General features: G+C 66.4%; 22 protein-coding genes. 11 read left to right on the forward strand and 11 right to left on the reverse strand.

All coding sequences use genetic code 11. From position 1 onward, the window contains the following. Positions 1-21: 21 nt before the first annotated feature. The 5 genes from GJV26_RS13780 to GJV26_RS13800 form a co-directional block, all read right to left on the reverse strand. Entirely contained in the window at positions 22-1593 is a 1572-nt protein-coding gene (locus GJV26_RS13780) for a hybrid sensor histidine kinase/response regulator (protein WP_189441596.1), read from the reverse strand. Positions 1594-1599: 6 nt separating this feature from the next. Continuing rightward, positions 1600-2403 carry an alpha/beta fold hydrolase gene (locus GJV26_RS13785; RefSeq protein ID WP_173346204.1) on the reverse strand — a complete coding sequence of 268 codons (804 nt, stop codon included), beginning with the start codon at positions 2401-2403 and terminating at the stop codon, positions 1600-1602. 108 nt (positions 2404-2511) lie between these two features. Beyond that, positions 2512-3570 (reverse strand): MBL fold metallo-hydrolase, encoded by a 1059-nt coding sequence (locus tag GJV26_RS13790; protein WP_155709304.1) that lies wholly within the window; start codon positions 3568-3570, stop codon positions 2512-2514. A 104-nt stretch (positions 3571-3674) separates the two neighbouring features. After that, a complete protein-coding gene (locus GJV26_RS13795; protein WP_189441599.1) occupies positions 3675-4685 on the reverse strand; it encodes a LacI family DNA-binding transcriptional regulator in 1011 nt (336 codons plus the stop codon). Positions 4686-4812: 127 nt separating this feature from the next. After that, entirely contained in the window at positions 4813-5640 is an 828-nt protein-coding gene (locus tag GJV26_RS13800) for a polysaccharide deacetylase family protein (protein ID WP_229419291.1), read from the reverse strand. Positions 5641-6068: 428 nt separating this feature from the next. On the opposite strand from GJV26_RS13800, the gene GJV26_RS13805 reads away from it, so the two are divergent. The 7 genes from GJV26_RS13805 (at position 6069) to GJV26_RS13835 (ending at position 15315) form a co-directional block, all read left to right on the forward strand. Further along, a complete protein-coding gene (locus GJV26_RS13805) occupies positions 6069-9062 on the forward strand; it encodes a TonB-dependent receptor (protein ID WP_155709305.1) in 2994 nt (997 codons plus the stop codon). A gap of 117 nt (positions 9063-9179) precedes the next feature. After that, a complete protein-coding gene (locus tag GJV26_RS13810) occupies positions 9180-10727 on the forward strand; it encodes a tryptophan halogenase family protein (RefSeq protein ID WP_155709306.1) in 1548 nt (515 codons plus the stop codon). A 16-nt stretch (positions 10728-10743) separates the two neighbouring features. Continuing rightward, positions 10744-11469, forward strand: a complete 726-nt coding sequence (locus GJV26_RS13815; RefSeq protein WP_155709307.1) for a SapC family protein — start codon at positions 10744-10746, stop codon at positions 11467-11469. Then, on the forward strand, positions 11453-12454 hold the full coding sequence (locus tag GJV26_RS13820) for a cupin-like domain-containing protein (RefSeq protein WP_155709308.1): 1002 nt from the start codon (positions 11453-11455) through the stop codon (positions 12452-12454). Before GJV26_RS13815 ends, GJV26_RS13820 begins: the two co-directional genes overlap by 17 nt. A 17-nt stretch (positions 12455-12471) precedes the next feature. Beyond that, the gene (locus tag GJV26_RS13825) at positions 12472-13974 is read left to right on the forward strand and encodes a tryptophan halogenase family protein (protein WP_155709309.1); all 1503 of its coding nucleotides are present in this window, start codon (positions 12472-12474) and stop codon (positions 13972-13974) included. 270 nt (positions 13975-14244) lie between these two features. After that, on the forward strand, positions 14245-14739 hold the full coding sequence (locus tag GJV26_RS13830) for an energy transducer TonB (RefSeq protein WP_155709310.1): 495 nt from the start codon (positions 14245-14247) through the stop codon (positions 14737-14739). A 57-nt stretch (positions 14740-14796) separates the two neighbouring features. After that, the gene (locus GJV26_RS13835; protein ID WP_155709311.1) at positions 14797-15315 is read left to right on the forward strand and encodes an SRPBCC family protein; all 519 of its coding nucleotides are present in this window, start codon (positions 14797-14799) and stop codon (positions 15313-15315) included. A 3-nt stretch (positions 15316-15318) separates the two neighbouring features. Here GJV26_RS13835 and GJV26_RS13840 read toward each other — a convergent pair whose 3' ends face one another. Both GJV26_RS13840 and GJV26_RS13845 read right to left on the reverse strand, forming a co-directional pair. Then, positions 15319-16314, reverse strand: coding sequence for an SDR family NAD(P)-dependent oxidoreductase (locus tag GJV26_RS13840; RefSeq protein ID WP_229419293.1), 996 nt, complete (start codon positions 16312-16314; stop codon positions 15319-15321). A gap of 93 nt (positions 16315-16407) precedes the next feature. Then, positions 16408-17307, reverse strand: a complete 900-nt coding sequence (locus GJV26_RS13845; protein ID WP_155709313.1) for a DMT family transporter — start codon at positions 17305-17307, stop codon at positions 16408-16410. A 91-nt stretch (positions 17308-17398) separates the two neighbouring features. On the opposite strand from GJV26_RS13845, the gene GJV26_RS13850 reads away from it, so the two are divergent. Next, positions 17399-18286: a LysR family transcriptional regulator gene (locus GJV26_RS13850; protein ID WP_155709314.1), complete on the forward strand. Its 888-nt coding sequence runs from the start codon at positions 17399-17401 to the stop codon at positions 18284-18286. A gap of 41 nt (positions 18287-18327) precedes the next feature. Next, complete coding sequence (locus tag GJV26_RS13855; RefSeq protein WP_229419294.1) at positions 18328-18876, forward strand: SRPBCC family protein; 549 nt, start codon at positions 18328-18330, stop codon at positions 18874-18876. Positions 18877-18912: 36 nt separating this feature from the next. Here GJV26_RS13855 and GJV26_RS13860 read toward each other — a convergent pair whose 3' ends face one another. The 3 genes from GJV26_RS13860 to GJV26_RS13870 all read right to left on the reverse strand — a co-directional run bounded on the left by GJV26_RS13860 (position 18913) and on the right by GJV26_RS13870 (position 21473). Continuing rightward, complete coding sequence (locus GJV26_RS13860; protein WP_155709315.1) at positions 18913-19566, reverse strand: hydrolase; 654 nt, start codon at positions 19564-19566, stop codon at positions 18913-18915. Positions 19567-19737: 171 nt separating this feature from the next. Continuing rightward, entirely contained in the window at positions 19738-20202 is a 465-nt protein-coding gene (locus GJV26_RS13865; protein WP_155709316.1) for a DUF2269 family protein, read from the reverse strand. Further along, positions 20202-21473 (reverse strand): SDR family oxidoreductase, encoded by a 1272-nt coding sequence (locus GJV26_RS13870; RefSeq protein ID WP_155709317.1) that lies wholly within the window; start codon positions 21471-21473, stop codon positions 20202-20204. The genes GJV26_RS13865 and GJV26_RS13870 overlap by 1 nt, the downstream gene beginning before the upstream one ends. 63 nt (positions 21474-21536) lie before the next feature. Here GJV26_RS13870 and GJV26_RS13875 point away from each other — a divergent pair, with 63 nt between their 5' ends. After that, a complete protein-coding gene (locus tag GJV26_RS13875) occupies positions 21537-22010 on the forward strand; it encodes a hypothetical protein (RefSeq protein ID WP_155709318.1) in 474 nt (157 codons plus the stop codon). Positions 22011-22053: 43 nt separating this feature from the next. Here GJV26_RS13875 and GJV26_RS13880 read toward each other — a convergent pair whose 3' ends face one another. Further along, positions 22054-25245: a response regulator gene (locus tag GJV26_RS13880; RefSeq protein ID WP_189441600.1), complete on the reverse strand. Its 3192-nt coding sequence runs from the start codon at positions 25243-25245 to the stop codon at positions 22054-22056. Positions 25246-25400: 155 nt separating this feature from the next. On the opposite strand from GJV26_RS13880, the gene fnr reads away from it, so the two are divergent. Further along, a complete protein-coding gene (fnr, locus tag GJV26_RS13885) occupies positions 25401-26159 on the forward strand; it encodes a fumarate/nitrate reduction transcriptional regulator Fnr (RefSeq protein ID WP_155712478.1) in 759 nt (252 codons plus the stop codon). Positions 26160-26198: the final 39 nt, after the last annotated feature.

A 26198-nucleotide genomic window follows, 5' to 3' on the forward strand; every position in this document is an offset into this window, starting at 1 on the left:
CCAGCCCCCGGAGCAGTGCGCCTACGACGCCTTTGCGTTGGGCAGCATTCCCCGCAGGACGTCGAGTTCGATGGGCTTGGTCAGGTGGTGGTCGAACCCCGCGTCGATGGCCAGCTCGCGGTCCTTTTGCTGGCCCCAGCCGGTGGTGGCGATCAGCGTCATGCCCGTGCCGCCGGGTGTCGCGCGCAGCCGCCGTGCCAGTTCGTAGCCGGTCATGTCCGGCAGGCCGATGTCGAGTAGCGCCACCTCGGGATGGAAAGCCGCGGCGACCCGCAGCGCTTCGGCAGCCGTGTGGGCCATACGGGTCTCGCAGCCGAACATGCCCAGTGCCAGCGCCAGCGTTTCAGCCGCATCCTGGTTGTCGTCCACGACCAGGATGCGCGCGTGCGGCGGCGCGGGGGCGGCAGCGTTGGCCGCTTGCACGGATGGCGCGACGCTGGCCGACAGCGGCAGGCGCACCGTGAACTGGCTGCCCTGGCCCACACCCGCGCTGGCGGCATCGACCGTGCCGCCATGCAGCGCCACGATGCCGCGCACGAGCGCGAGGCCGATGCCGAGGCCGCCCTTCGACCGTTCCAGCGCCGGTTCCAGTTGCGAGAACATCTCGAACACGGTGGGCAACGCGGCAGCGGGGATGCCGATGCCGTTGTCGCGCACGCGAATCTCCGCCATGCCGGCCGCGCAGGCCAGGTGCAGCTCGATGGTGCCGCCGTCGGGCGTGTATTTTGCCGCGTTGGTGAGCAGGTTGATGACCACCTGGGCCAGCCGGGTCGCATCGCCGTCCACCAGCACAGGGGCATCGGCCACCGCGATGCGCAAGGTATGGCGGGCCTTGTCCATCATCGCGGCGAGATCCTGCGCGGCGCTGCGCACCAGCGCGGACAGTTCGACGGGTGCCCGGCTCAGTTGCATGCGCCCCTGTGTGATGCGCGAGACCTCCATCAGGTCGTCGACCAGCCGCGTAAGGTGGCGCAACTGCCGGTCGAAGGCCTGCAGCAGGCGGGGATCGCCATCGTTGCCGAGCTTGAACTTCATCACATCGAGCGCGCTGCGCATCGGCGCCAGCGGATTGCGCAGTTCATGCGACAGCGTGGCGAGGAACTCGTCCTTGCGCCGGTCGGCGGCCGACAGTTGTTCGTTGAGTTCCTGTAGCTGGGCTTCGGCTTCGCGGCGTGCTTCCAGCGCCGCTTCGGCCGCCTTGCGGGCGGACAGCAGTTCGCGCTCGTAGGCCTGCCGATCGGCGGCCTTGAACAGCGCCCAGTGGTCGAAGCAGTCACCGGATTCGCGGCGCCGCATGATATTGATCAGCATGGGCATCCGCTGTTTCCGGCGGTTGACCAGCTCGACCTGGATTTCCGCCACCGATCCCCGCACTTCCAGGATCGGCTGGCAATGCGTGTGGTAGAACAGGCGGGCGCCGATCGGCAGCAGGTCGCGCATCCGCGTCTTGCCGACCAGCTCCGCTTCGTCGTATCCCAGCCAGGTACAGGCGGTGGCGTTGATCTTCACGATCACCCCGTCGGCCCCGGTGAGCACCAGGCCGCAGGCGGCGTGGTCGAACAGGCTGTCGCCTTCCGGAAGCGCGTGGTTCACGTGGTATCAGCGCAAGGTGTGCGCGAGGAAGGCTTCGATGGCGCGCGAACTTTCGTTGGGTGCGCTCATGTGCGGGCAATGGCCCACGTTGTCGATCACGTGCAGGGTGCTGTTGGGCAGGTGCCGGTGCAGGTAATCGCCCACCGTCAACGGCGCCACCAGGTCGTCACTGCATTGCAGGATCAGCGCCGGCACGGTCGAATGCGGCACGTCGGCCCGGTGGTCGGACAGGAACGTCACGCGGGCGAGGTGCTTGGCGATCTTGGGATCGTTCCGGCAGAAGCTCTCGGTCAGTTCCTCGCTCAGTTCGGAGCGCCCCGGCGCACCCATGATGACCGGTGCCATGCTGCTCGACCAGCCAAGGTAATTGGCATCCATCGTTTCGAGCAGTTCGTCGATGTCGCTGCGGCTGAAACCGCCGATATAGTCGCCGTCATTGATGTAGCAGGGCGAAGGCCCCACCATGACCTGGGCCGTGAAGCGTTCCAGCGCCTTGATCGTGGCCAGCATGCCGATCATCGTGCTGACCGAGTGGCCGACAAAGACCACCGGGCCGGTGGCGAACTCGTCGAGGATTTCCAGCAGGTCGTCCGCATAGCCGTGCAGCGTGCCGTACTTGTCCGGATCGTAGGCGGACACGTCGGATTTTCCGCTGCCGACGAGATCGAACGAGATCGTGCGGAAGCGTTCGGCAAAGGCAGGGGCAAGGAAGCGCCACATGGTCTGGTCGCAGCCGAAGCCGTGCGCGAACACCATGGTGGCCGACCCGCTGCCGGCGACATGAACATTGTTTCGGGACTGTACGGACATGTTGACCAGTGTTGTTGTAGAAGCAACATGGGATTATACCCGAGCTGTTGGCGGACACGGTTTCCCATGGGTGCCGGTTGCCACGCGGGTGAACTGCCCGCTGGCGGTTTACTCCGCCGCCACCGGCATGCCCTCGATCTTCCAGCGCAGCATGCCGCCGGCCAGGTTCGCCACCTGGCCAAAGCCGGCCTTGGCAAGCAGCACGCAAGCCTGCGCGGACCGCACCCCGGAGCGGCACACGGCCACCACCGGCCGCTCCTTGTCCAGTTCCCCGAGGTGATCCTGCAGCTGCGACAGCGGCACCAGCCGCGCACCGGGCAGGTGCCCCAGCCTGTCGATGAATTCCGGCGCTTCGCGCACGTCGAGGATCTGCGCCTTCGTGCCATGTTCGAGCAGCGCCATCGGTTCGATTTCCCACACGCCGGAAAAGCGCAGCGTCAGCGGTGCCCAGCCGGGAACTTCCGGCGGCAGTACGCCGTCTTCCGGCTGGCCGGATCGCATGTTGGCGGGAACGGCCACCGCGATCAGCTTCGGATGCGGCAGGTTCAGGTTGTTCATGTGGCCGGTGAAATCGCCTTCGTCCACCTCGCCGCCCAGGCGCGGGTTGAAGCGGCGTTCCTCGGCCACGCTGGTGACGGTGATGCCGCGGTAGTCGTGCGCCGGGTACAGCAGGCAGCCGTCGGGCAGGGAGAGGATCTGCTCGCGCACGGAGGTGAACAGCTGCCGCGGGCTGCCCTGCTGGAAGTCGGTGCGGCCGCAGCCGCGGATCAGCAGGCTGTCGCCGGTGAAGGCCATGCTTTCATCGTCGAGCACATAGGTCAGGCAGCCGTTCGTGTGGCCCGGCGTGGCGCGCACGCCGAGGTGGCGCGCGCCGAAGGCGATGCGGTCGCCATGCCGCAGCGGCTGGTCGACCAGCGCCGCGCCGGCCGCCGCCGCCAGCGCGATGCGGCTGCCGCAGCGCTGGTGCAGGCGCCAGGCGCCGGTCACGTGGTCGGCATGCACGTGCGTGTCGAGCGTGGCCAGCAGCTTCAGGCCCAGTTCCTGCAGCAGCGCCGTGTCGCGCGGTACCTGCTCGTAGACGGGATCGATCAACAGTGCCTCGCCGCCATCGGCGAGCAGATAAGTGTAGGTCGACGAGGTGGGATCGAACAGCTGGCGAAAGATCATGACGGGCTCCGGGCGAACGGCCGGCTTCGTGGGCCGGCCGCCAGCGAATCTGGGAATCGGGTGGTGGCAACGCCCATTCTAGCAAGCGCCGCCGTACCGCGGGCTCATCCGGCCCGGTTCGCCACCGATGCCCGTACCGTCACCGTCACCGGAAAATCCCGCTCCACCGGCCGCTTCAGGTCGTAGCACAGGTTGAGCAGCGCGTTCAGTCCGTTCAGCGTCATCTGCCGCCATGGCATGCGCACGGAAGTCAGGCGCGGCGCCGCATACTCGGCGCTCGGCGTGTCGTCATAGGCCAGCACCGACAGGTCGCGCGGCACGCGGATGCCCGCTTCCTGGAAGTGCGACAGCGCGCCCACGGCCATTTCGTCGTTGGCGCAGAACAGCGCGGTGGGCGTGCGGCCGGATGCAGCCAGTTCCTGCGCGGCGGCCCAGCCGCTGGCCGGCGAGAAGTCGCCTTCGCGGCGCCACATGGCGGCGGTGTCGATGCCCGCCGCGGCCAGTTCGGCAATGAAGCCGTCGATGCGGGCCACGCTGTCCTCCAGTTCCATCGGGCCGGTCAGCAGCGCGATGTCGCGGTGGCCGTTGTCCAGCAGCGTGCGTGCGGCCAGGCGCCCGCCCAGCACGTGGTCGACGGTGAAGCACTGCCCGGGAATCGTGGCAAAGCGATGGTTCAGCGCCACCAGGCGCGACAGCCTGCCGCCGGCCACGGCGAGATCGTCTTCGCCCAGTGCGCCCGTCATCACGACCAGGCCGTCGCAGCCGCGCTCGATCAGGAACTCGATACCCTCGATCGCCTGGCGCCGCGCATCGCCCAGGCCCACGCCGAACGCCACCACCATGTGCAGGCCGGCCGCGCGCAGTTCGGTATCGATGATCTGCAGGATCGGCGTGTAGAAGGTGCCGGACAGGGCCGGGATATACACGCCGATCATCTTCGACGAGCCCGACAGCAGCGCGCGCGCCGCATGCGACGGGCGAAAGCCCAGCTCCTCGATCGCCTTGCGCACGCGCTCCAGCGTGGCCGGCGACACGGGCCCGCTGCCATTGATCGCGCGCGACGCGGTGCCCAGACCCACGCCCGCCAGGCGGGCAACGTCTTTGATGGTTGCCACGAAATTCCGCTCCGTATTACAAGACGCTTACGAGCATACTGGAAGTGACTACCTGCGCCAAATCAAACGATGTCCTGGTGCCTGGCCCCAGGTCAAAAGCTGCGCGGGATCAAATCATGTGTCGGGCTCAGCGGGATTTCACGTGTTTCATGATGTTCAGGAACGTGTCGGTCCAGTACACCTTGCGGTTCGCGGCCAGGTACTTCACCAGTTCCTCGTGCGCGGCGCTGGAATTGGCCAGGTGGTCGCCGCCGATGCCGTGGAAGGTGAACGCGATCATCGTGCCCCGCCCGGCCGCTTCTTTTACCATCGCGATCAATTGCTGCCCGGTGAGCCCCACAGGAATGACGACCGGCACCAGGTAGGGATCCAGCGCGGCCATCGACGGCACGGCGCCGTGGCCGATGCCGGCCTTGATCGCCACGAATTCCGCCTGCACGGCGGGCAGGTAGTTCTGCCCGCCCGCCAGCACGTCGCCGCACGGCGCGGTGAACGTGCGCTCGCGCCGGCCGTCGATCGCGTACAGCATCGTGTTCGCCAGTGCGACCTGGTCCTTCATCTGCGCCACGCTTGTCGTATCCAGGTCGCGGTGCGGGACGACCCAGCCGCGGTCCGGCTGCGCGCTCCGGCACTGGTGGAACAGCGTATGGTTGGCCAGCTCGTGTCCCTGCCGGGCGGCGGCGCGCCATTCGGCCAGGCGGCTGTCGATCGTCGGACTGGAGAGCGTCAGGTAGAACGTGCCCTTCACGCCATACCGGTTCAGCGTGGGGATCGCGTTGTCGAGCTGCGAATCGGCGGCATCGTCATACGCGAGGCTTACCGCGGCCCTTTCGCCGTTCGGCCAGCGATACGTTTCCGCAGCCAGGGCGCCATTCAGTGTGCCAATGAGTACGCCGGCCAGCGCCGGCAGGGTCCAGACGGTTTTCTTCATCTCGTTATCCAGGGTATGTGACATGAACGCAACGCCATGCTGCGCTGCAGATTGCGGCCATAAAATGGAAACGTTACCATTGAATGACTTTCATCTTTGCATGCGCCCGCCGCGCCGTCAACCGGGGAAACCATGGCCATCCCCCGCGTACGCCCGGACATCACAGCCGCGCGTACCTGTCCCTGAGCGGAACAGGGTTTTTACAACAATCTCGACCAATAACAAATCTGTTCCGATTGACAAGCAGGAAGGGTCAACCTACCATTTGCCAACCATGTATGGAAACGTTTCCATAATCATGATCGGCAGCGAACACATGCAGATATTTCGCCTGCTTGATGGGAGTGTAAAAGCAGCGATGCGCCTGCTTGCGCGAGGGGTACCGGCAACAAACCAGCAGCCGCCTGCGCCGGGCGGACCGGGTAGACAACCATAAGAACACAGGAGACCACATGCACCATCCGAAGGCAAAACAGAAACTGATCGCCCTGGCGGTCGCCGGCGCCTGCGCTGCCGCGGCGCTGCCGGCGCAGGCGCAGGGACAGGACACCGCGCAAGGCCCGGCCCAAAGCCAGGGAGCGGACCTGTCGTCGTCGCAGCCGGTGCAGGCGGTCGTCGTGACCGGCATCCGCGCGTCGATGCAGTCGTCGCTGAACCTCAAGCGCAATTCCGACGGCATCGTCGACGGCATCGTGGCCGAGGATATCGGCAAGTTCCCCGATACGAACCTGGCCGAATCGCTGCAGCGCATCTCCGGCGTGTCGATCGACCGCTCGATCGGCGAAGGCTCGAAGGTCACCGTGCGCGGCGTGGGGCCCGATTTCAACATGGTGCTGCTGAACGGCCGCCAGATGCCCACGTCGAACCTGGGCGACCTGAACGGCCGCGCATTCGACTTCGCCAACCTTGCCTCCGAGGCGGTATCGCAGATCCAGGTGTACAAGACGAGCCGTGCCGAAACGCCCACCGGCGGCATCGGCGCCACGCTGAACGTGATGACGGCGCGTCCGCTCGACCGCCCCGGCCTGCAGGCCTCCATCGGTGTGAAAGGGGTCTACGACAAGTCGTCGTCGAACCTGCCGGGCGACGTGAAGGCGGGCGACCGCGTCACGCCGGAAGTGTCGGGCATCTACAGCAACACGTGGAACGACAACATGTTCGGCATCGCGGTGACCGGCAGCTACCAGGAACGCAACCTGGGCTACAACACGGCATCCGTCTCCAGCGGCTGGAAGGGCCCGTTCCGCGGCGACGAAAACACCTGGGGCACGATCCCGCAGCCCGGCACGCCGGGTTCGCAGAACATCACCAACCGCCCCGGCGCGGGCGATGTCTACTCGGTGCCGCAGAACCTGAACTACGCGTTCTCCGGCGTGCAGCGCGAGCGCACCAACGGCCAGGTCACGTTCCAGTTCGCGCCGCGCAAGGACATCACCACCACGCTGGACTACACCTACTCGCAGAACAAAATCCACACCCGGCGGCAGGACCTGTCCGCATGGTTCAACTTCGGCGCCTCGGCCTCGAGCTGGACGGGCGGCCCGGCCGCCGGCCCGCTCGTCTACACGGAATTCCTGCCGGCCGCCAACAGCGACATCGCGATGGGCGGTGCCGACTTCGCCACCGTCAGCGAGAACAGGTCGCTGGGCTTCAACGCGCTGTGGAAGGTGAATGCCGGGCTGCGCTTCGAACTCGATGTGCACCACTCCACCGCCGAGTCGCAGGCCGACAGCCCATGGGGGTCGGACAACGTGCTGGGCACCTCGTCGTTCAGCCGCGGCGATACCACGGCCGACTTCAGCCAGGATTTCCCGGTGCTGTCGATCGCCGGCGCGGACTTCAACCGCGCGCCGCAGCAGGTCACCGGTTCCGCGTTCCGCAACGGCTACATGAAGGGCGACATCGACCAGGCGCAATTGAAGGGCCGGCTCAAGCTGATGGAGAGCTCGCAACTGAACTTCGGCCTGTCCGCCACCGAGGTGAGCAACCGCTCCGCGTTCTCGACGATGCAGCGCGACACGTGGGGCGGCGCCACCAGCCCGGCCGACTACCCGGCCAGCGTGTGGCACCCCGAAACCGTGCGCGGCTACTTCGACAAGATCGACGGCTCAGGCAACCCGAACCTGTTCAACAATTTCTATACGTTCGATTTCGGCGAAGTGCGCGACCTGGCGATCAAGGCTTCCGGCCGGCCGGACCTGTATTCAGTCAAGCCCACGTGGGATACCGACCAGCGCACCAGGGAAAAATCGAAGGCGCTGTACCTGCAGCTGAACACCGACTGGGCCACGGCGCTGCCGGTCCGCACGGCGATCGGCCTGCGCTACGAAAAAACCGATGTGACCTCGACCGCGCTGGTGCCGACCGCCACCAGCATCGTGTGGCTGTCGCAGAACGAGTTCTCGGTCGTCAAGGGCGATCCGCAATTCACCACGCTCACCGGCAAGTACCATCACCTGCTGCCGAGCATCGACACCGACATCGAGCTGCGCGACGACATGAAGCTGCGCGCCTCGTACGGCGAAACGATCGGCCGGCCCCGCTACGACCAGATCCAGGGCGGCACGGTGCTGGACAACCTGGCGCGCCTGGACGGCGGCACCGGCACCCAGGGCAACCCGGGCCTGAAGCCCGTGAAGTCGAAGAACCTCGACCTGTCCTACGAGTGGTACTACGGCAGGCAGAACTTCTTTGCCGTCGGCTTCTTCAAGAAGAACCTGGAGAACTACGCCGGCCAGTCGAAGATCGATGCCACGCCGTTCAACCTGCACACGCCGGTGGGCGGCCCGTTGTGGAACGCGGCGGTGGCCAGCGGCTGCACCAACGCCGATACGACCTGCGTGCGCAACTACATCTTCCGCAACCATGCGAACGCGCCGGGCGTCACCCGCGGCCCGGACGACGCGTCGGGCAACGCCACCGGCGAGATCGTGGGCCAGCCGGGCGATCCGGTCGCCAATTTCCGCATCACCACGTTCTCGAACCAGAAGAAGGCCGACCTGAAGGGCCTGGAGGTGAACGTGCAGCACATGTTCGGAAACAGCGGCTTCGGCCTGTCGGCGAACTACACGTACGTCGATTCCGGACTGGGCTTCGACAATGCCGGCATCGGCGAACAGTTCGCGCTGGTGGGCCTGTCCGATTCGGCCAACCTGGTGGGTATCTACGAGAACGACAGGTGGAATATCCGCGCGGCCTGGAACTGGCGCGACAAGTTCCTGGGCTCCACGTTCGACGCCGCCGGCCCGAACCCGATCTACACGGAGGCCTACGGCCAGTTCGACCTGTCGGTCGGTTATGCGATCACGCCGCAGCTGTCGATGCAGTTCGAAGGCATCAATCTGACCAACGAAACGACGCGCCAGCACGGCCGAAACGAGCGCATCCTGGTCAACGCCACCCAGGCCGGGCCACGCTACATGTTGGGTCTGCGCTACAAGTTTTGACAATCGTTTTCAAAACCTGGGGCAGGCATGGTTTCCGGGGGTGGAAACCATGCCGATTTTTGCTTTCCAGGTTAGTTTTTCGGTTAGACTAATTGGCACCTTTGCATCAGGAAACTCATGTCCAAGCCGATCAACCACGTGGTCATCGTCGGCGGCGGGTCGGCCGGCTGGCTGGCCGCCGGCGTCATCGCGGCCGACCATCCTTCGCTGAAAGTGACCCTGATCGAGTCGCCCGACGTGGCGCCGATCGGCGTCGGCGAAGGCACGTGGCCGTCGATGCGCGATACGCTGCACCGCATCGGCGTTTCCGAATCGGCGTTCTTCCGCGAGTGCGACGCGGCGTTCAAGCAGGGCTCCCGCTTCGACGGCTGGCGCGAAGGCGGTGGTGCCGGCGATTATTACTTCCATCCGTTCGTGCTGCCGCAGGGGTTCGGCGAGGCCGACCTGGTCGGGCGCTGGCAGCGCGATTTCGCCAACGTGCCGTTTGCCGACCTGGTGAGCTTCCAGCCGCACCTGTGCGTCAACGGCCGTGCGCCGAAGCAGCCGGCCACGCCGGAATTCGCCGCGGTGGCCAATTACGGCTATCACCTCGATGCGGGCAAGTTCGGCGTGTTCCTGCGCAGGCACTGCCTGGAAAAGCTGGGCGTGCGCTACGTGCCGGACCACGTCACGGCCGTCGACAGCCATGAAAACGGCGATATCGCCGCGCTGGGAACGAGGGAGCACGGCGCCCTCGAAGGCGACCTGTTCATCGACTGCACCGGCATGCAGTCGCTGCTGCTGGGGCGCCACTACGGCGTGCCGCTGGTGCACCGCAAGGACGTGCTGTTCAACGACAGCGCCCTCGCCGTGCAGGTACCGTACGAGCGCGGGGACAGCCCGGTCGCCTCGCAGACCACGTCCACCGCGCAGCGTGCCGGCTGGATCTGGGATATCGGCCTGCCGACCCGGCGCGGCATCGGCCACGTCTACTCGAGTTCCCACACGACGGATGAACAGGCGCAAGCCGATCTGAGGGCCTATGTGAAGGCGACGGGAAGCGCGGACATGCCTTCGCCCCGCAAGCTGACCTTCGAGCCCGGCTACCGGCAGCAATTCTGGCACCGCAACGTGGTGGCGATCGGTCTTTCCGCCGGCTTCATCGAGCCGCTGGAAGCTTCCGCGCTGGCGCTGGTGGAAATGTCGGCGGCGATGGTCAGCGACGACCTGCCGGCCAGCCGCGAAACGATGGACATCGTGGCGCGCCGCTTCAACGACGCGTTCACGTATCGCTGGGAGCGCGTGATCGAATTCCTGAAGCTGCACTATGTACTCAGCCGCCGCACCGACTCCGACTACTGGCACGACAACCGCCGTGCCGAAACGATTCCCGCGCGGTTGCGGGAGCTGCTGGCGCTGTGGCGCCACCGCCCGCCATCGCGGCTGGACTTCAACCGCATCGAGGAAGTGTTCCCGTCGGCCAGCTGGCAGTATGTGCTGTACGGGATGGGCTTCGTGCCCGACCGCGAACGCATCACGCGGCGCGGTATCGATGGCAACCCGACCGGCGACGCCAAAGGCCACTTCCGCGATGCCGCCGAGCTCGCGCGCAGGATGCTGCGGGCGCTGCCGTCGAACCGCGAACTGATCGACCATATCCGCCTTCACGGGCTGCAAAAAATCTAGAACAGACGAGACAAGCATGACGAACCACGTTTTACTGAACAACGTCCAGCACAAGGACCTGAAGGTCATCACCCGCCATGGCGCCGGCCTCGGCGACGAGGTGATGTTCGTTGCCACCTTCCCCGCCGAATTCCGCACGCTGCAGGCGCACTACCCGATCGTGTTCCGCAAGACGGAGGACGGCCGGACGTTCGAGCCGATCGTGCTGTTCGGCTTCCAGTCCGGCGAAAACCTGTTCCTGAAGGACGATGGCTGGGATGCGCCGGAGATCCCGCTGATGATCGAGCGCCAGCCGTTCCTGATCGGCCGCAACGGCGATGAAATGCTGGTGCACGTGGACCTGGACAGCCCGCGCGTTGTCAAGTCCGACGATCCGCGCACCGAAGGCGAGGCGGCGTTCCTGCCGCATGGCGGCATCACCGAGTACCTGGAGCGGATCAATTCGATCCTGTTCACGATCCACGAAGGCTTCCAGAGCAACGCGGGCTTCGTCGACGCGCTGCTCAAGCACGAACTGCTGGAATCGTTCGTGTTCGACATCGAGCTCGACGACGGTTCGCAGAACCGCCTGGCCGGCTTCTACACGGTCCACGAAGAGCGCCTGCATGCGCTCGGCACAGAAGCCATTGGCGCGCTGCACCGGGCCGGCTACCTGCAGGCGATCCACATGGTGCTGGCATCGCTGTCGCAGTTCCGCGCGCTGATCGACCGGAAAAACCGGCGGCATGCTGCCGGTCGCTGAACTGCGCGGCCTCGCGCCGCGCGACCTGAACGAGCGCATCCTGGCATCCACGCAGCCGCTGCTGCTGCGCGGGCTCGTGGCGCACTGGCCGATGGTGCGGGCGGCACGCGAGTCGCAGCAGGCCGCGTCGGCGTATCTGCAGCGCTTCTACAAGGGCGGACCCGTCGTGGCGATGCTCGGCCTGCCGGACATCGGCGGGCGCTTCTTTTACAACGACGACATTTCCGGCTTCAATTACCGCCCCGTGCATGCGCCGCTCGATGGTGTGCTGGCCGAGCTGGAAGCGCATCGCGACGACGCGGAACCGCCGGCGATCTACGTGGGCTCCACCACGATCGATACCGTCCTGCCGGGCTTTCGCGCCGAGAACGATGTCGACCTGGGCGGGCGCGAACCGCTGGCGTCGATCTGGATCGGCAACCGCACGCGCATCGCGGCCCACTACGATGCGCCCGACAACCTCGCCTGCGTGACCGCGGGGCGGCGCCGCTTCACGCTGTTCCCGCCCGACCAGCTGGCGAACCTGTACGTGGGGCCACTGGACTTCACGCCGGCCGGGCAGGCGATCAGCCTGGTCGACCTGCACGCGCCCGATTTCGAACGTTTTCCGCGTTTTCGCGAGGCGCTGGCGCACGCGCAGGTGGCCGAGATGGAAGCGGGGGACGCGCTGTTCATTCCCAGCATGTGGTGGCACCACGTAGAGGCACTGGAGGCGTTCAATGTGCTGGTGAATTACTGGTGGCGCCAGTCGCCCCACTATATGGATACGCCGACCAACGCGCTGATGTACGCGATCATGACGATCCGCGACCTGCCGCCCGAGCAGCGCAAGGCGTGGGAAGGCCTGTTCCGCCATTACGTGTTCGAACAGGATGGCGCGACGGCCGCCCATATTCCGCCGGCCGCGCAGCGCATGCTCGCGCCGATGACCGAGGACATGACGCGCGCGCTGCGCGCGCAGCTGCTCAAACGCATGAACCGATAAGAACGAAGGAGACGAACATGGAACAACAACGCGAGAAGAAACCGGTGCGCCGCGTGGTGATCGCCGGCGGCGGCACCGCCGGGTGGATGGTCGCGGCCGGTCTGTCGAAATCGCTGGGCAAGCTGCTCGACATCAGGCTGATCGAGTCCGACGAGATCGGCACCGTCGGCGTCGGCGAGGCCACGATTCCCACGCTGATGAATTTCCATCACCTGATGGAAATCAACGAGCAGGAGTTCATGGCCGAGACGATGGCCACGTTCAAGCTGGGCATCAGTTTCGAGAACTGGCGCAACGTGAACGAGGATTACATCCACTCGTTCGGCACCACCGGCACCGACCACTGGACGGCCGGCTTCCAGCACTTCTGGCACAAGGGTCGCGAGCGCGGCGTGGCCGGCGATTACGGCGACTACTGCCTGGAACTGAAGGCGGGGCTGCAGAACCGCTTCGCCCACCTGCCGAAGAACGGCATGAACTACGCGTACCACATGGACGCGGGCCGCTACGCGAAATTCCTGCGCAGGTTCAGCGAGCGCCATGGCGTGCAGCGCGTGGAAGGCAAGATCGCCGAGGTGCGCAAGAACCTGCTCAGCGGCGACATCATCGCGCTGCGGCTGGACTCCGGCGCGGAACTCGAGGGCGACCTGTTCATCGACTGCACCGGTTTCCGGGCGCTGCTGATCGGGCAGACGATGGGCGTGGAATACGAGGACTGGTCGCACTGGCTGTTCAACGACAGCGCGGTGGCGCTGCAGACGAAATCCGTGCGCGATGCCGTGCCCTACACCCGCGCGATCGCGCGCGACGCCGGCTGGCAGTGGCAGATCCCGCTGCAGCACCGCGTGGGCAACGGCATGGTGTACTCGAGCCGCTACACGGACGATGAAACGGCGGTGCGCACGCTGCAGGCGGCCGTCGACGGCGAACCGCTGATGACGCCGCGCGTGATCCGCTTCACGCCGGGCCAGCGCAAGCAGACGTGGAAGGGCAACTGCGTGGCCATCGGCCTGGCCAGCGGCTTCCTCGAGCCGATCGAATCGACCAGCATCCACCTGATCCAGCGCGGCATCATCCGGCTGATGCAGATGTTCCCGCAGGACGGCATCAGCCAGGCCGACATCGACGAATACAACCAGCAGGCCGACTACGAGATCAAGCACATCCGCGATTTCATCATCCTGCACTACAACGTGACGAACCGCCGCGATACGCCGTACTGGCGCGACGCCGCCACGATGAAGCTGCCGCCATCGCTGCAGCACCGCATCGACCTGTTCCGCGACACCGGCCGCGTGTTCCGCGTGCCGAACGAACTGTTCGCCGAGAACTCGTGGATCCAGGTGATGCTGGGCCAGGGCATCCACCCGGCCTCGCACCACCAGACCGCCGACCTGATGGGCGACGAGGAACTCGCCCATTTCCTCGGCAACATCAGCGGCGCCATCGACCGCACCGTGGCCCAGCTGCCGTCGCACCAGCGCTACGTCGAACAATACTGCTCCGGCACCGGGTGGTAAAACAACAACACTTCAAACCGGGGACAGTCCCCGAATTTTTACAACACTTTCCTCTCGGGCTACAAATCTGTTCGGATTCCGCCATGAGTATTCGCGCCTGACCTGTTCCGGTAATTCCGGTATCAGGATGCGATGTAAAAACCACAAAATTGTTGTTAAAAATCGGGGACTGTCCCCGATTTCTGGAAATTAGTTGCATTGTGACAATGGGTGAGTTTTCGACGGGGGGCGATGCGCTATAACCGTCGCATTGCCACTGCGGAGTTCATCTTGCGATTTGCCCCTGCCCTCGGCGCCTTGCTGGCGCTGTCGACCTGCCTGGCCCATGGCCAGGATTACCGGATGAAGGAAGAGGATGCGCGCACCGGCACGCTGCTCAAGCGCGACAACGCGCGTCTCAGCCTGCCGCCGGAGAAAACCTATGCCGAGCTGTCCGAGACCGACAAGGCCCGCCTGCGCGGCATGTACGAAAACATGGCGCCGGACGACGAGCCGCCGTTCCCCGCCCGCGGCTACCGCAGCCTGATGCGCGCGATGTCGACCGTGCAGGAGAAGCTGCAGGTGGCGGGCACGGTCGACATGGGGGTGATCGTCGGCCCGGACGGCCGGGCCAGCGAGATCAAGGTGTACGGATCGTCCGACCCGCAGCTGACAACGGTCATCGCCAACGTGCTGGTACTTGAAAAGTACAAGCCGGCCCTCTGTCATGGCACGCCCTGTACCCAGGAATTCCCGTTCCGCATGAATTTCACGCTGAGGCACTGAACCTGGCCGCGGCCGGCCGCGATACACTCACCGTACCTCAATTCATGGAGAACAAGCATGGCAACCGCCGACGAAGCAGCCCTCACCATCCGCCGCGTATTCGACGCGCCGCGCGACCTGGTGTTCGCGACGATGACCGACCCCGATCACTTGAAGCACTGGTGGGGGCCGAAGGAATGCACGATCACGGTGGCGCGCGCGGAAGTGCGCCCCGGCGGCGTGTTCCACTACTGCATGCACCCGCGCGGCGGCATGGCCGGCATGGAAATGTGGGGCCGCTTCGATTTCAAGGAGATCGAGCCGCCGCACCGCGTGGTGTTCGTCAACGGCTTCGCGGACGAGCAGGGCAACCGCATCGCGCTGATACCGGGATGGCCGCTGGAAGTACTGAACACGGTCACGCTGGAGGAAGACGGCGGCAAGACGGTCTTCGCGCTGCATTCGGTGCCCGTCGACGCCAGCGCCGCGGAAAGCGCCACGTTCCTGGCGGCCCATGCGTCGATGCAGGGCGGTTTCGGCGGCATGTACGACGTCTACGAGCAATACCTGAAGACGCTCGACAGCGGCGGCGCGTAGCCCTCAGTCGCCGAGGCGCGCCGCGTTTTCCCGCGCCATGCGCTGGCGGTGGCCATCCTCGACGCCGGTGCCTTCCGGCATCGCCCTGTGCAGCGAGCCGTGCGTGAGCATTGCCGGCGGCGCGGTCTTGAACTGGTAGTAGTGCATCACGTTGCCCGCCAGGCGTTCCGCCAGGCCGGGCGACAGCCGCGCACCCGCATACGCGGCCTTGGCCTTCCACCCCACGGCCAGCTCTTCCCGGGGGTGCACGGATACCCAAACGATCGCATCCACCACCTTGCCCGGTTCGTCCATCAGTGGCATGCGCGGCGTGCCGCCACTGTAGTTGGCGGCGTGCGTGAAGAACGGCGTATCGGCCGCCCACGGCAGCACGGTGGCCACCTTGATGCTGGCGGCACCGGTCAGCCGCAATTCCTCGTTCAGTGCGCGCCCCAGCGCCAACGTGGCCGCCTTGGTCACCGAATACGAGGCGTGGAACGCCTGCGGAATCATGCTCTCGACGGAACCCATGTTGACCAGCGTGCCCGCGCCCTGCTTGCGGAACTGCCGCAGCGCCACGTGGCTGCCGTACATCAGGCCTTTCAGGTTGACGTCCACCACGCGGGCGTGATCCTCGACGGGAACCGTGTCGAATACGCCGATGGCGCCGACCGCCGCGTTGTTGATCCACACGTCGACGCGGCCAAACCGCGCCACGGCCGCATCGAGCAGGCGCTGAACGTCTTCCTGGCGGCTGACGTCCGTCGTCACCACCAGGGCATTGCCGCCTTTCGCCGTCGCCTCGGCCGCCACGGCGTCCAGCGCATCGGTGCGGCGCGCGGCGAGCACCACGTTGGCGCGCATCGCCGCCAGTTCCAGCGCGACACCCTTGCCGAAACCGCTGGAGGCGCCGGTGATCACGTAGGTCTTGCCCGCCACGGCGGCGCGTTCGTCGGCGGACAGCGCGGCGGCGCGGCCGGCCGGCTGCGCCACCGGCGGCGGCAGGATCGAAAACTTCATGTGTTCTCCCATTGAGGTCGCTCATGATAGGGAGACAGGCCGCGGTGGCCCCGCACGATACTGACCGGCACTAACGCAGTCGGCAAAGACTGCTCAGCGGTTCGTCAGCGTTACCCCCGCCGCCACCAGCACGCCGCCCGCCACCATCGATGCCAGCACCTGCTCGCCCAGCAGCAGCGAAGCAAGCGCGATGCCGAACACGGGAACGAGGTTGTTGAACACGGCGGTGCGCGAGGCGCCGATCGCCTTCACGCCTTCGTAGTACCAGACAAAGCCGAGCACCGTGCCGAACGCGCCCAGGTAGCACAGGCTGGCCCATACCTGCCAGCCGATGGCGCTCCACTGCAGCGCCGCCAGGTCGCGCCCGGCGCCGACCAGCAGGAACAGCAGGCCCCACAGCGCCGCATAGGTGGTGGCGGCCACCGGCGTCAGGCCCTTCAGGGCGGCGCGGCCCACCAGCGTGTAGGCGGCCCAGCTGCTGATCGCGCACAGCATCAGCAGTTCGCCCTTGCCCAGCGACTGGCCGATGTCGTGCAGTGCCGCCACCGGATCGCCGCGCGTGATGACGATCGCCGCGCCTGCGAACGCCAGGGCGATGCCGGCCCATTTCACGGCATGCAGCCGCTCGCGCAGCAACGCCGCCGCGGCCAGCGCGGTGACGACCGGATTGAGCGCGATGAACAGCGCCGCGCGACCGGCCGGCATCGAACCCAGCGCGCCGAAGAAGCACAGGTTGTACAGGAAGATGCCGGTCAGGCCGAGCGCCGCGGTGGCCGCCACCTGCCTGCCCGACAGGCGCGGCAGGCCGCCTTCCTTCCTCCACGCCACCAGCAGCAGCAATACCGCGGCCACGGCGAACCGCAATGCGGCGGCGGTCATCGCCGGCAGCGCATGCGCGACGATGCGGCCGGCGATGAACGTGCCGCCCCAGAACACGGTGACCAGTACCAGCTTGCCGTACACGAGGTTGTTGTTGACGGGATCGTTGTTCATGTTGTGCTTGCATCCAGGGTTGCGGAAGCCATACATTATTGCTTATCCAAACTCATAGGCAAATGAGCGAAAGCTCATGAGAGAAATCGTCATGACCTTCACCCAGCTGGAAATCTTCGTGATGGTGGCCGAGATGCGCGGCTTCACGTCCGCCGCGCTGCGCCTCGGCATCAGCCAGTCGGCCGTGTCGCATGCGATCCGTTCGCTCGAACAGGAGCTGGACGTGCAGCTGGTCGAGCGCCAGCAGGCCGCCGTCGAGGTGACGGACCTGGGCCGCCGCCTGCTGCTGCGCGCCCGCGAGATCCTCGGCCTGCAGGAAGCGATGCGGCAGGATGCGGCCGTCACGCGCGGCCTGAACCAGGGGCTGATCCGCATCGGCTCGTTCGGCCCCACGTCGTCGCTGAAGCTGCTGCCGGCGATCCTGAAGGCATTTCGTGCGCGCTATCCCGGCATCGAGGTGCAGATCGACGAGGGCCCCGATGCCGCCGTGATCCAGTGGGTGGCGGACCGCCGCGTCGATGTCGGCTTCGCCGTGCTGCCGGACGACCGCTTCGATACCGTGCCGCTGGTCGAGGACCAGCTGGTGGCGCTGCTGCAGCACGATCATCCGCTGGCGGCGAAACGATCGGTCACGCTGGACGAGCTGGCCGGGCTGCCGTTCATCATGCCGGAACAGGGCTGCTCGGCGCTGGTCGAGCCGCTGTTCGCCAACGCCGGCCTGGCGCCGCAGGTGCGCTACCGGATGTCGCAGATGATCACCGTGCTGGGCCTGGTCGACAACGGCGACGGCATCGCCGTGATGCCCGAGCTGGCGCTGCCGCATGCGATGGCCGAAACGCACCCGCGCATCGTTACCCGGCCGCTGCGGCCGATGGCGCGGCGGCGCGTGGGGCTGATCCTGCGCAACCTGTCGCGCGCGGCGCCCGCCGTGCAAGCCTTCGCCGACATTGCCCGCACCGCGGCGAAGGATGTCCGCTGACCGGGCGCCCGTGATATCGCATTAAAATGGCGGGACAACCGATGGAGGCCACCATGGACAAGGACGGCGTGGACAAGGACGGCGTGGAAGAGCGCGGCATCAAGGAGCGCGGCAAGGACGAGTGCAGCATGGACGAGTGTGACATCGTGACGACCCGCGTGCTGGACGCGCCCCGCGAACGGGTCTTCCGCGCCTTCAGCGATCCGGCGCAGCTGGCGCGGTGGTGGGGGCCGGATGGCTTCACCAGCACCTTCCAGGGTTTCAGTTTCGAACCGGGCGGCGCGTGGACGTTCGTGATGCACGGCCCCGATGGAACCGCTTACCCGAACGAATCGCATTTCGTGGAGATCGTGCCTTTGGAAAGGATCGTGTTCGACCACGTATCCGGCCACGCCTTCCGTGCCACGTTCGTATTTACGGACGCCGGCAACAGGGACGCAAAGGACAGGGACGCGGAGGACAGGACCCTCCTGCACTGGACAATGCACTTCGGTAATCCGGCCGAGTGCGCGAAGGTGGCCCGTTTCGTCGCCGGCGCCAACGAGCAGAACCTGGACCGGCTGGCCGCCCTGCTGGGGCAGGACGCATGAGAAGAAGCGCCCGGAGTCTCCCCGGGCGCTTCGCGATCAGTGCCCTTCCGAGGCGTTGAACATCGACTTCGCGTAGATCAGGCCCAGGCCGTAGGCGCCGCCGTGCTGGACGGAAGTCTTCACCGTCTGGTTGTAGGTCTCGCCGCGGGCCCAGTCGCGCTGCAGTTCCAGCAGGTATTGCAGCGACGTGATCGGGCGGGCGCCGGCCTGCACCATCCGCTGCACGGCGCGTTCATGCGCTTCCTCGGTGATGTCGCCGGAGGCATCGGTGATCACGTACACCTCGAAACCCTGGTCCAGCGCGGACAGTGCCGGGCCCACGATGCACACCGACGTCCACAGCCCGGCCAGCACGATGCGGCCCTTGCCGATTTCATTGACGCGGTCGGCGATGCGCTGGTCTTCCCACGTGTTCATCGACGTGCGGTCGATCGGTTTCTGGTCCGGGAACACGGACTGGATCTCGTCGTAGATCGGGCCCGAGAACGATTCGGCGGCCACCGTGGTCAGGATGGTCGGCACCTTGAATTCGGCCGCCGCTTTCGACACCAGCGCGGCGTTGTTGCGCAGCACCGTGGCATCGATGGATTTCGTCGCAAACGACATCTGCGACTGGTGGTCGATCATGATCAGCGTGTGGTCGTTACCGTTCAGCAGGGTTTTACCGGGTTGGGCTTTGGCGACTGGCATGATGTTTTCTCCTGAGTTTTTCAATGGGTTTGTCGATATTTTCGAACCTTTGACATCGCGCTGTTTTGTTTGCGCTGTGTCGATGGAATGAAGTATGAACAAAACCGGAAGAAAACAAAAACGGAAAGATTACCTGTCTATTATCGAAATTTTCGAACGGTGTTTGTCAGGCTACAGGGGCTTGGCCACCATCAGCCAGAACACGGCCAGGAACGCGAAGAACGCCGGGATGCCCAGCACGACCCACACCTTGAAGCAGCGCCAGAACAGCGGCGGCAACGGCGTGTTCGCCGCGGCGGCGGCGGCCGACAGGTCGCGCAGGCGCATCTGCAGCCACACCACGGGCAGCCAGCACAGTCCGGCGACGACGAACAGGATCACGGACCACACGATCCATCGGCTGTGCAGCGGATAGCCGGCAATGTGGACCAGGTAGAACCCCGTGAGCGGCTGGACGACCATCGTCGTGGCCGTGAAAGTCCAGTCGGCGACGACGACGATGCGCGACACCACCGCGATGGCGGCCACGTTGCGGCTGATGACGGCGAACAGCAGGTACCACGCCGAACCGATGCCGGTGCCGAACAGGAAGGTGGCGCTCAGGATATGCAGCCATTTCACCGCCAGGTATTCCATCACCGGTCCCCCTTTTCCACTTCGTACAGCAGCCAGATGGCGGCCAGCATCGGCAGGTTCTTGCTGAGCGGGCCATACGGGTGCCACAGGAATTCCGGCAGGCGCAGCGCGATCAGCACCGTGTAGAAACCGATCAGCCCGATCTGCGCCAGCCACAGCCAGCGCCGCCGGCGCGGCGACAGCGCCAGCGTGCCGATGCCGAATGCCAGGTCGAGCGCGCTGGCGCCATACAGCATCAGCGGCGCCAGCAATGCCGGAATGCCGGTGCGTTCGAGCAACTGATAGCTGTCCGCCACCGGCCAGACGAATGCGGATACGAACGCGGTCCAGATCCACACGATCGCCAGCGCGATGCGCAGCAGCGGCAGCAGCCAGTCCAGCTGGGCGGCGCGGCGCTCCGCCTGTGGATGGGTAATGAACTTGTCCACAGGGCGCGGCGGGCGGCCCAGCAGCCGCACCGTTGCCGCGGGATCGGCGGTGTTGCCGCGCGTGAGCATGCGCAGCGTGTCCGGCGTCAACGGGCTGCCCGGCACGAAGCCGCCCAGCCACGCGGCGGCGCGCGCTGCGGGGTACGGCAGCCGCAGCATGCGCAGCCGCCCAAGGCCCAACGCCCGCCGCAACGTGGCCAGGTAGCCCATGAACGGCAGCGGCGTCGGGCCAACCAGCGGAACCCGGGCGCTGCGTGGCCCGCCTTTCTCGTCCAGCAGCGCGACGATGGCGGCGCACACGTCTTCCACGTGCACCGGTTGCACCGGCTGCGGTGCGCTGCCGAAGCGCACCGCGAACGGCATCGTCGCCAGCATGCGGAACATGCGCGCGCTGGCGCCTTCGGGACCGTACACCAGCGATGGTTGCACGATACGGGAACGGATCGGCAGCGTGGCCAGGAAATCGTCCGCCGCCTTCTTGCTCAGGTGGTAGGGCGTGGTGGCTGCCTCGTCGGCCCCCAGCGCGGATACCTGGATCACCTGGCGCACGCCGGCCTGCGCGCAGGCGGCGAACAGCGCGCGGGGCGTCTCCGCATGCAGGCGGGCGAATGTCTGCCCGCCCGACTCGCGGATGATACCCACCGTGTTGATGACCGCCTCCACGCCGGACAGGCGCGCCACCCAGTCCGATTTTTCGCTATCGTGGGCGAAATCGGCCCGAATGAAGTCGCACCCCGGCTGCGCCCGGCGGCCCGCGCACAACACGCGATGGCCCCTGGCGCGCAGCAGCGGCAACAAACGGGAACCCAGGAAACCGGTCGCACCGGTGAGCAGGATCAGCATTGCATGCCCTTGTTGTCACGGAAGGGCCAGTATAGGAAAAATCTCAAACATTCGGAGAACATCATGGATAACTGGAAGCAGGTCATCATCAAGGGCATGTTGCCCGGCACGCTGGCAAGCCTGGCATCGACCGGTGCGCTGGCGCTGCGCTCGAAGGAGGAAACCGGCAGCCTTTACGCGGGCGCCAACGCCATCAGCCACGTGATCTGGGGCGACAGGGCATTCGTGCATGACGAACCCACGTGGAAATACACGCTCACCGGCTATGCGATCCACCATGCCAGCTCGCACTTCTGGGCCAGCCTGTTCGAGCAGGCGGCCGGCAAGGTGTTCGACAAGGACGGGGTGGTGCCGAAGCTTGCGGCGGCGGCGGGGGCATCGGCGGTGGCCTGCTTCGTCGACTACAAGCTCACGCCGCAGCGGCTGCAGCCGGGCTTCGACGTGCGCGTGTCGAAACGTTCGCTGGCGCTGGTGTATGGCGCGTTCGCCGTCGGCCTGGCGGCCGGCGCGCTGTTCAACCACCGGAATCGCCCGTAGACGGCCAAAGGCCTGTCACAGGCCCGCCTGGTGCGCCGGATCGCTATTGGACGGGTACATCCTCGTCCAGCCAGGCGCGGCCCGCCTCCAGCACCAGGGCCAGCTCATGACGCACCGCGGCGAAGTGCGGCGCGAGCCGTCCGGCGGGCAGTTCCGCGATCGCCCGTTCGGCCTCCATCGTGGCCCTGATCAGCCGCTTCGCGCCCAGCACGCCGATGGCGCCGCGCAGCGCATGGAAGATATGGGCGGCGGCCTCCAGGTTGCCGACCGCGAGCGCGTGGTCCGCTTCGTCCGCCGGCGCCATGCCGCCTTCCAGGGCGCCTTCCACCATCCTGCGCATCAGTGCCCGGCCTTTCGGGTCGCGGCCCATCACGCGGCCCAGGCTGTCCATGCTGAACACCGGTTCGCCATCCTGCGCCCCCGGCACGTCCTGCCGGTCCACGTCCTGCCGGTCCACGTCCCGCGGCACCGGAGGATTCATTTCCTGCAGTGAGCGCGGTTCCTGCACGGGCGGCCGGCGCTGCGCAGGCACGTACCGGTCGATGACCGTCATCATTTCGTCGACGACGACCGGCTTGGCGATGAAGTCGGTGATGCCGGCGGCCACGCAGCGGTCGCGTTCGGAGGCCAGCACGCCGGCCGTCATCGCGACCACCGGCAGGCCCAGGAGCAGCTCGTTGCGGATCGCGGCGGTGGCCGAGAAGCCGTCCAGCACCGGCATCTGCATGTCCATCAGCACGATGTCGTAGCGCTGCGCATCGGCACGCAGCATGTCGATGGCCTGCTGGCCATCGCCGGCCACGTCGAGCGTAGCGCCGGCATGTTCCAGCAGGCCGCGCGCCACCGCCTGGTTCAGCGCATTGTCTTCGACCAGCAGAAAATGCACGCCCTGCAGCCGGCCGGCATGGCTGTCCGCGGCGGGGGCCGCGTCGTCGGCGCCGGCCTTGGCCGCCAGCGCCTGGTGCAGCGCATCGAACAGCGTCGAACTGGTGATCGGCTTGACCAGCACGGCGTCCGCCTCGGCGCTCTTCGAGATCTCCTCCAGGCGCTCGCGGGCAAAGGCATTGAGCATCACCACGATCGGCTGCGCCCGGCCATCGGCCTCGCGGCGGATCGCCACGGCGGGCGCATGGCCGTCCGGGCCGGACATGTGCCAGTCCGCCAGTACCACATCGTATGGCCGGCCGTTGCGCATGCGGAAGGCGTACATCGCCAGCGCGGCGCTGCCCGAATCGACGACGTCCGCTTCCCAGCCCCAGGCCCGGATCAGCCGGCCGATCAGGTTGCGGCTGGTGGCGTTGTCGTCCGCCACCAGCACGGCGAAGTGGCCGACTGCCGGCTGGCGCGGCGTTTCCTGCCGCTGCACCACGCCGAACGGCAGCTCGAACCAGAACCGGCTGCCCTGCCCCGGTTCGCTGTCGACGTGGATCTCGCCGCCCATCAGCTCGATCAGCCGGCGCGAGATCGCCAGCCCCAGGCCGGTGCCGCCGAAGCGCCGCGTGATGCTTTCGTCCGCCTGGGTAAACGCCTGGAACAGGTGCGACAGCTGCTCCGGGTTCATGCCCATGCCCGTATCGCGCACTTCGAAGCACAGCACCGCGCCGCTGCCGCTTTCCTGCGCGCTGCCGCTGCCGCTGCCCAGCCGCACTTCCACCACCACTTCGCCCTGCGCGGTGAACTTGATCGCATTGCCGGCCAGGTTCACGAGTATCTGCTGCAGCCGCAGCGCATCGCCGCGCAGCAGCCGCGGCACGTCCGGCTCGACGACGATGGCCAGCTCCAGTTCCTTGTCGCCGGCGCTCATCGTCATCGTCGTGGCCAGCGTGGCCATCGAGTCGTCCAGGTTGAACTCGACGGGCGACAGTTCCATCCGCTGCGCTTCGATTTTCGAATAGTCCAGCACGTCGTTCAGGATGCCCAGCAGCGAATCGCCGGCGGTGCGGATCATGCGCAGGTACTTGCGCTGCTGGGTCGTGAGCGCGGTGTTCTGCAGCAGTTGCGCCATGCCCAGCACCGCGTTCATCGGCGTGCGGATCTCGTGGCTCATGTTGGCCACGAAGTCGCTCTTGGCGCGGTTGGCCGCCTCGGCACGGTCGCGCGCCCGCTCCAGCTCGACGGCGCGGGTTTCCACTTCGTCCATCAGCTCGCGGGCGCGGCCGTCCGCCGCGGAGCGCTCGCGCATCAGGTCGTTGAAGGCCCCGGTCAGTTCGCCGATCTCGTCGCGGGATGTCACCGGCACTGGCTTGAAATGCTGCGGATCGCCGCGCAGTTCGCGGATGCTGTCGCGCAGCCGCACCAGCGGCGACATCAGCCGCAGCGTGATCCACGTGATGACGGCGGCCGCCATCAGCGAGGCCAGCGTGCCCCACAGGGCGAGCCGCGACAGCAGGTCTTCGAAGGGTTCGAACGCCTCGCTGGCGGGCAGCGAGGCAATCAGGATCCACGGCACCGTCTTCAGCCGCCTGTAGCTCTGCAGTGCGCGCATGCCGCGGGCGTCGGTGCTGATCACGGTACCCTCGAATCCTTCGCGGATTGCCCGCAACGTCGACGGATAGCCTTGTGGATTACGCGGCTGCATGAGGCGCGCCGGGTCGGGGTGCACCACGTAGATCGACGGTTCGTAGCCCGTGACGATGTAGTAGTAGCCGGTACGGCCCACCCTGGCGGTGCGCAGGTGGCCCAGCAGGTTATCCCGGTAGAGCCGCAGCACGCCGATCAGCACGCAGGCCACCTCGCCATCCTCGCTGAGCACGGGCGCCACCATCTGCACGATCGGCTGTTTGTTCGCCCTGCCGATCAGCGGCTCGGTGACCAGCGCCGTCCGTTCCTTCAGCACCCGCTGGAAGTAGGCGCGGTCCGCCACGCTCACGCCGGGGCGGCCCGGCAGCGCCGGCACGTCCGCCACCACGATGCCGGCCGGGTTGACGACGAGGATGTCGTCGAACAGCCGGAGCACGGCGCGATAGTCGTAATGGGCGCGCAGGGCCGGCGCGTCGTTGCAGATCTCGTCCGGTTGCCAGCGTGCCGATTCGGCCACGATGTCGCGCAGCAGTATCACTTTTTCATCGAGTTCGTGGGCGGTGCGCGTGATCAGCGCATCCTGCTGGGCAAACAGCACGCGCGAAAAATCCGCCTGCATGCGCTGGGCCTGCAGTGCGGTGACCAGCGCGATCGTCACGATGGTCGTGACGGTCGTCGCCAGCGCGACTTTTGCCTTGATACCGAGCGGACGCACTGTTTCCCCCTTCGCCGCGATGTTATCGGGGAACTATGCGCCGCCCGGCCGGCAGCGCACTGTGCGGGAAGACACGCTGCATGAAAGTTTCCCCACGGTTTTCCTCGCGGGGCGGATCAAGTACACTGTGGCTCACCCTTGACCGGACGATGACAATGATGCAAGAGCTGCCTTCCCTGACGCTGCCCGGCGTGACGATCGAAAGCCTGAAGGCGCGCTGCTCGACCTGCAGCATGCACCAGCTGTGCCTGCCGATGGGCCTCGACGTGGGCGACATGGACAAGCTGGACAAGATCATCGGCCGCCGCCGCAAGGTGCAGAAAGGCGAGAACCTGTTCCGCATCGGCGACCCGTTCACGAACCTGTATGCGATCCGGCTCGGCCATTTCAAGACATACCAGATCAACGCCAATGGCGAGGAACAGGTGACGGGCTTCCAGATGGGCGGCGAACTGCTGGGCATGGACGCGATCAGCACCGACCGGCACTATTGCAGCGCGATGGCGCTGGAAGACAGCGAAGTGTGCGAGATCCCGTTCGCCAGCCTGGAGCGGCTGCTGGTGGACATGCCCACGCTGCTGCGCCACTTCCACCGGATGATGAGCCAGGAAATCACGCGCGAGCAGAGCGTGATGCTGCTGCTCGGGAACATGCAGGCCACGCAGCGCTTCGCCGCGTTCCTCGTCAACCTGGGTTCGCGCTACGCGGCGCGCGGCTATTCGGACACCGCGTTCCAGCTGCGCATGTCGCGCGAGGATATCGGCAACTACCTGGGGCTGACGATCGAGAGCATCAGCAGGCTGCTGAACAAGTTCAAGAAGCAGGAGCTGCTGCGCGTGTCGAACCGCGAGGTCGAAGTGCTCGACCTGCCGCGGCTGAAGGCGATCACGGCGGGGACGGAGACCTGCAGCTGATTTTCAGGTGTCTGACACCATTTCCACGGGAAATGGTGT

The sequence above is a fragment of the Pseudoduganella dura genome, from assembly GCF_009727155.1.
GTDB lineage: Bacteria > Pseudomonadota > Gammaproteobacteria > Burkholderiales > Burkholderiaceae_D > Rugamonas > Rugamonas dura.

What these genes read in the sequence shown, in the direction of transcription:
- GJV26_RS13875 (WP_155709318.1), top strand. Translation starts at nt 21,537, where the DNA reads ATGGATAACTGGAAGCAGGTCATCATCAAGGGCATGTTGCCCGGCACG.
- GJV26_RS13805 (WP_155709305.1), top strand. Translation starts at nt 6,069, where the DNA reads ATGCACCATCCGAAGGCAAAACAGAAACTGATCGCCCTGGCGGTCGCC.
- fnr (WP_155712478.1), top strand. Translation starts at nt 25,401, where the DNA reads ATGATGCAAGAGCTGCCTTCCCTGACGCTGCCCGGCGTGACGATCGAA.
- GJV26_RS13810 (WP_155709306.1), top strand. Translation starts at nt 9,180, where the DNA reads ATGTCCAAGCCGATCAACCACGTGGTCATCGTCGGCGGCGGGTCGGCC.
- GJV26_RS13860 (WP_155709315.1), bottom strand. Translation starts at nt 19,566, where the DNA reads ATGCCAGTCGCCAAAGCCCAACCCGGTAAAACCCTGCTGAACGGTAAC.
- GJV26_RS13850 (WP_155709314.1), top strand. Translation starts at nt 17,399, where the DNA reads ATGACCTTCACCCAGCTGGAAATCTTCGTGATGGTGGCCGAGATGCGC.
- GJV26_RS13800 (WP_229419291.1), bottom strand. Translation starts at nt 5,640, where the DNA reads ATGTCACATACCCTGGATAACGAGATGAAGAAAACCGTCTGGACCCTG.
- GJV26_RS13855 (WP_229419294.1), top strand. Translation starts at nt 18,328, where the DNA reads ATGGAGGCCACCATGGACAAGGACGGCGTGGACAAGGACGGCGTGGAA.
- GJV26_RS13840 (WP_229419293.1), bottom strand. Translation starts at nt 16,314, where the DNA reads ATGAAGTTTTCGATCCTGCCGCCGCCGGTGGCGCAGCCGGCCGGCCGC.
- GJV26_RS13820 (WP_155709308.1), top strand. Translation starts at nt 11,453, where the DNA reads ATGCTGCCGGTCGCTGAACTGCGCGGCCTCGCGCCGCGCGACCTGAAC.
- GJV26_RS13845 (WP_155709313.1), bottom strand. Translation starts at nt 17,307, where the DNA reads ATGAACAACGATCCCGTCAACAACAACCTCGTGTACGGCAAGCTGGTA.
- GJV26_RS13835 (WP_155709311.1), top strand. Translation starts at nt 14,797, where the DNA reads ATGGCAACCGCCGACGAAGCAGCCCTCACCATCCGCCGCGTATTCGAC.
- GJV26_RS13790 (WP_155709304.1), bottom strand. Translation starts at nt 3,570, where the DNA reads ATGATCTTTCGCCAGCTGTTCGATCCCACCTCGTCGACCTACACTTAT.
- GJV26_RS13825 (WP_155709309.1), top strand. Translation starts at nt 12,472, where the DNA reads ATGGAACAACAACGCGAGAAGAAACCGGTGCGCCGCGTGGTGATCGCC.
- GJV26_RS13815 (WP_155709307.1), top strand. Translation starts at nt 10,744, where the DNA reads ATGACGAACCACGTTTTACTGAACAACGTCCAGCACAAGGACCTGAAG.
- GJV26_RS13865 (WP_155709316.1), bottom strand. Translation starts at nt 20,202, where the DNA reads ATGGAATACCTGGCGGTGAAATGGCTGCATATCCTGAGCGCCACCTTC.
- GJV26_RS13870 (WP_155709317.1), bottom strand. Translation starts at nt 21,473, where the DNA reads ATGCTGATCCTGCTCACCGGTGCGACCGGTTTCCTGGGTTCCCGTTTG.
- GJV26_RS13785 (WP_173346204.1), bottom strand. Translation starts at nt 2,403, where the DNA reads ATGTCCGTACAGTCCCGAAACAATGTTCATGTCGCCGGCAGCGGGTCG.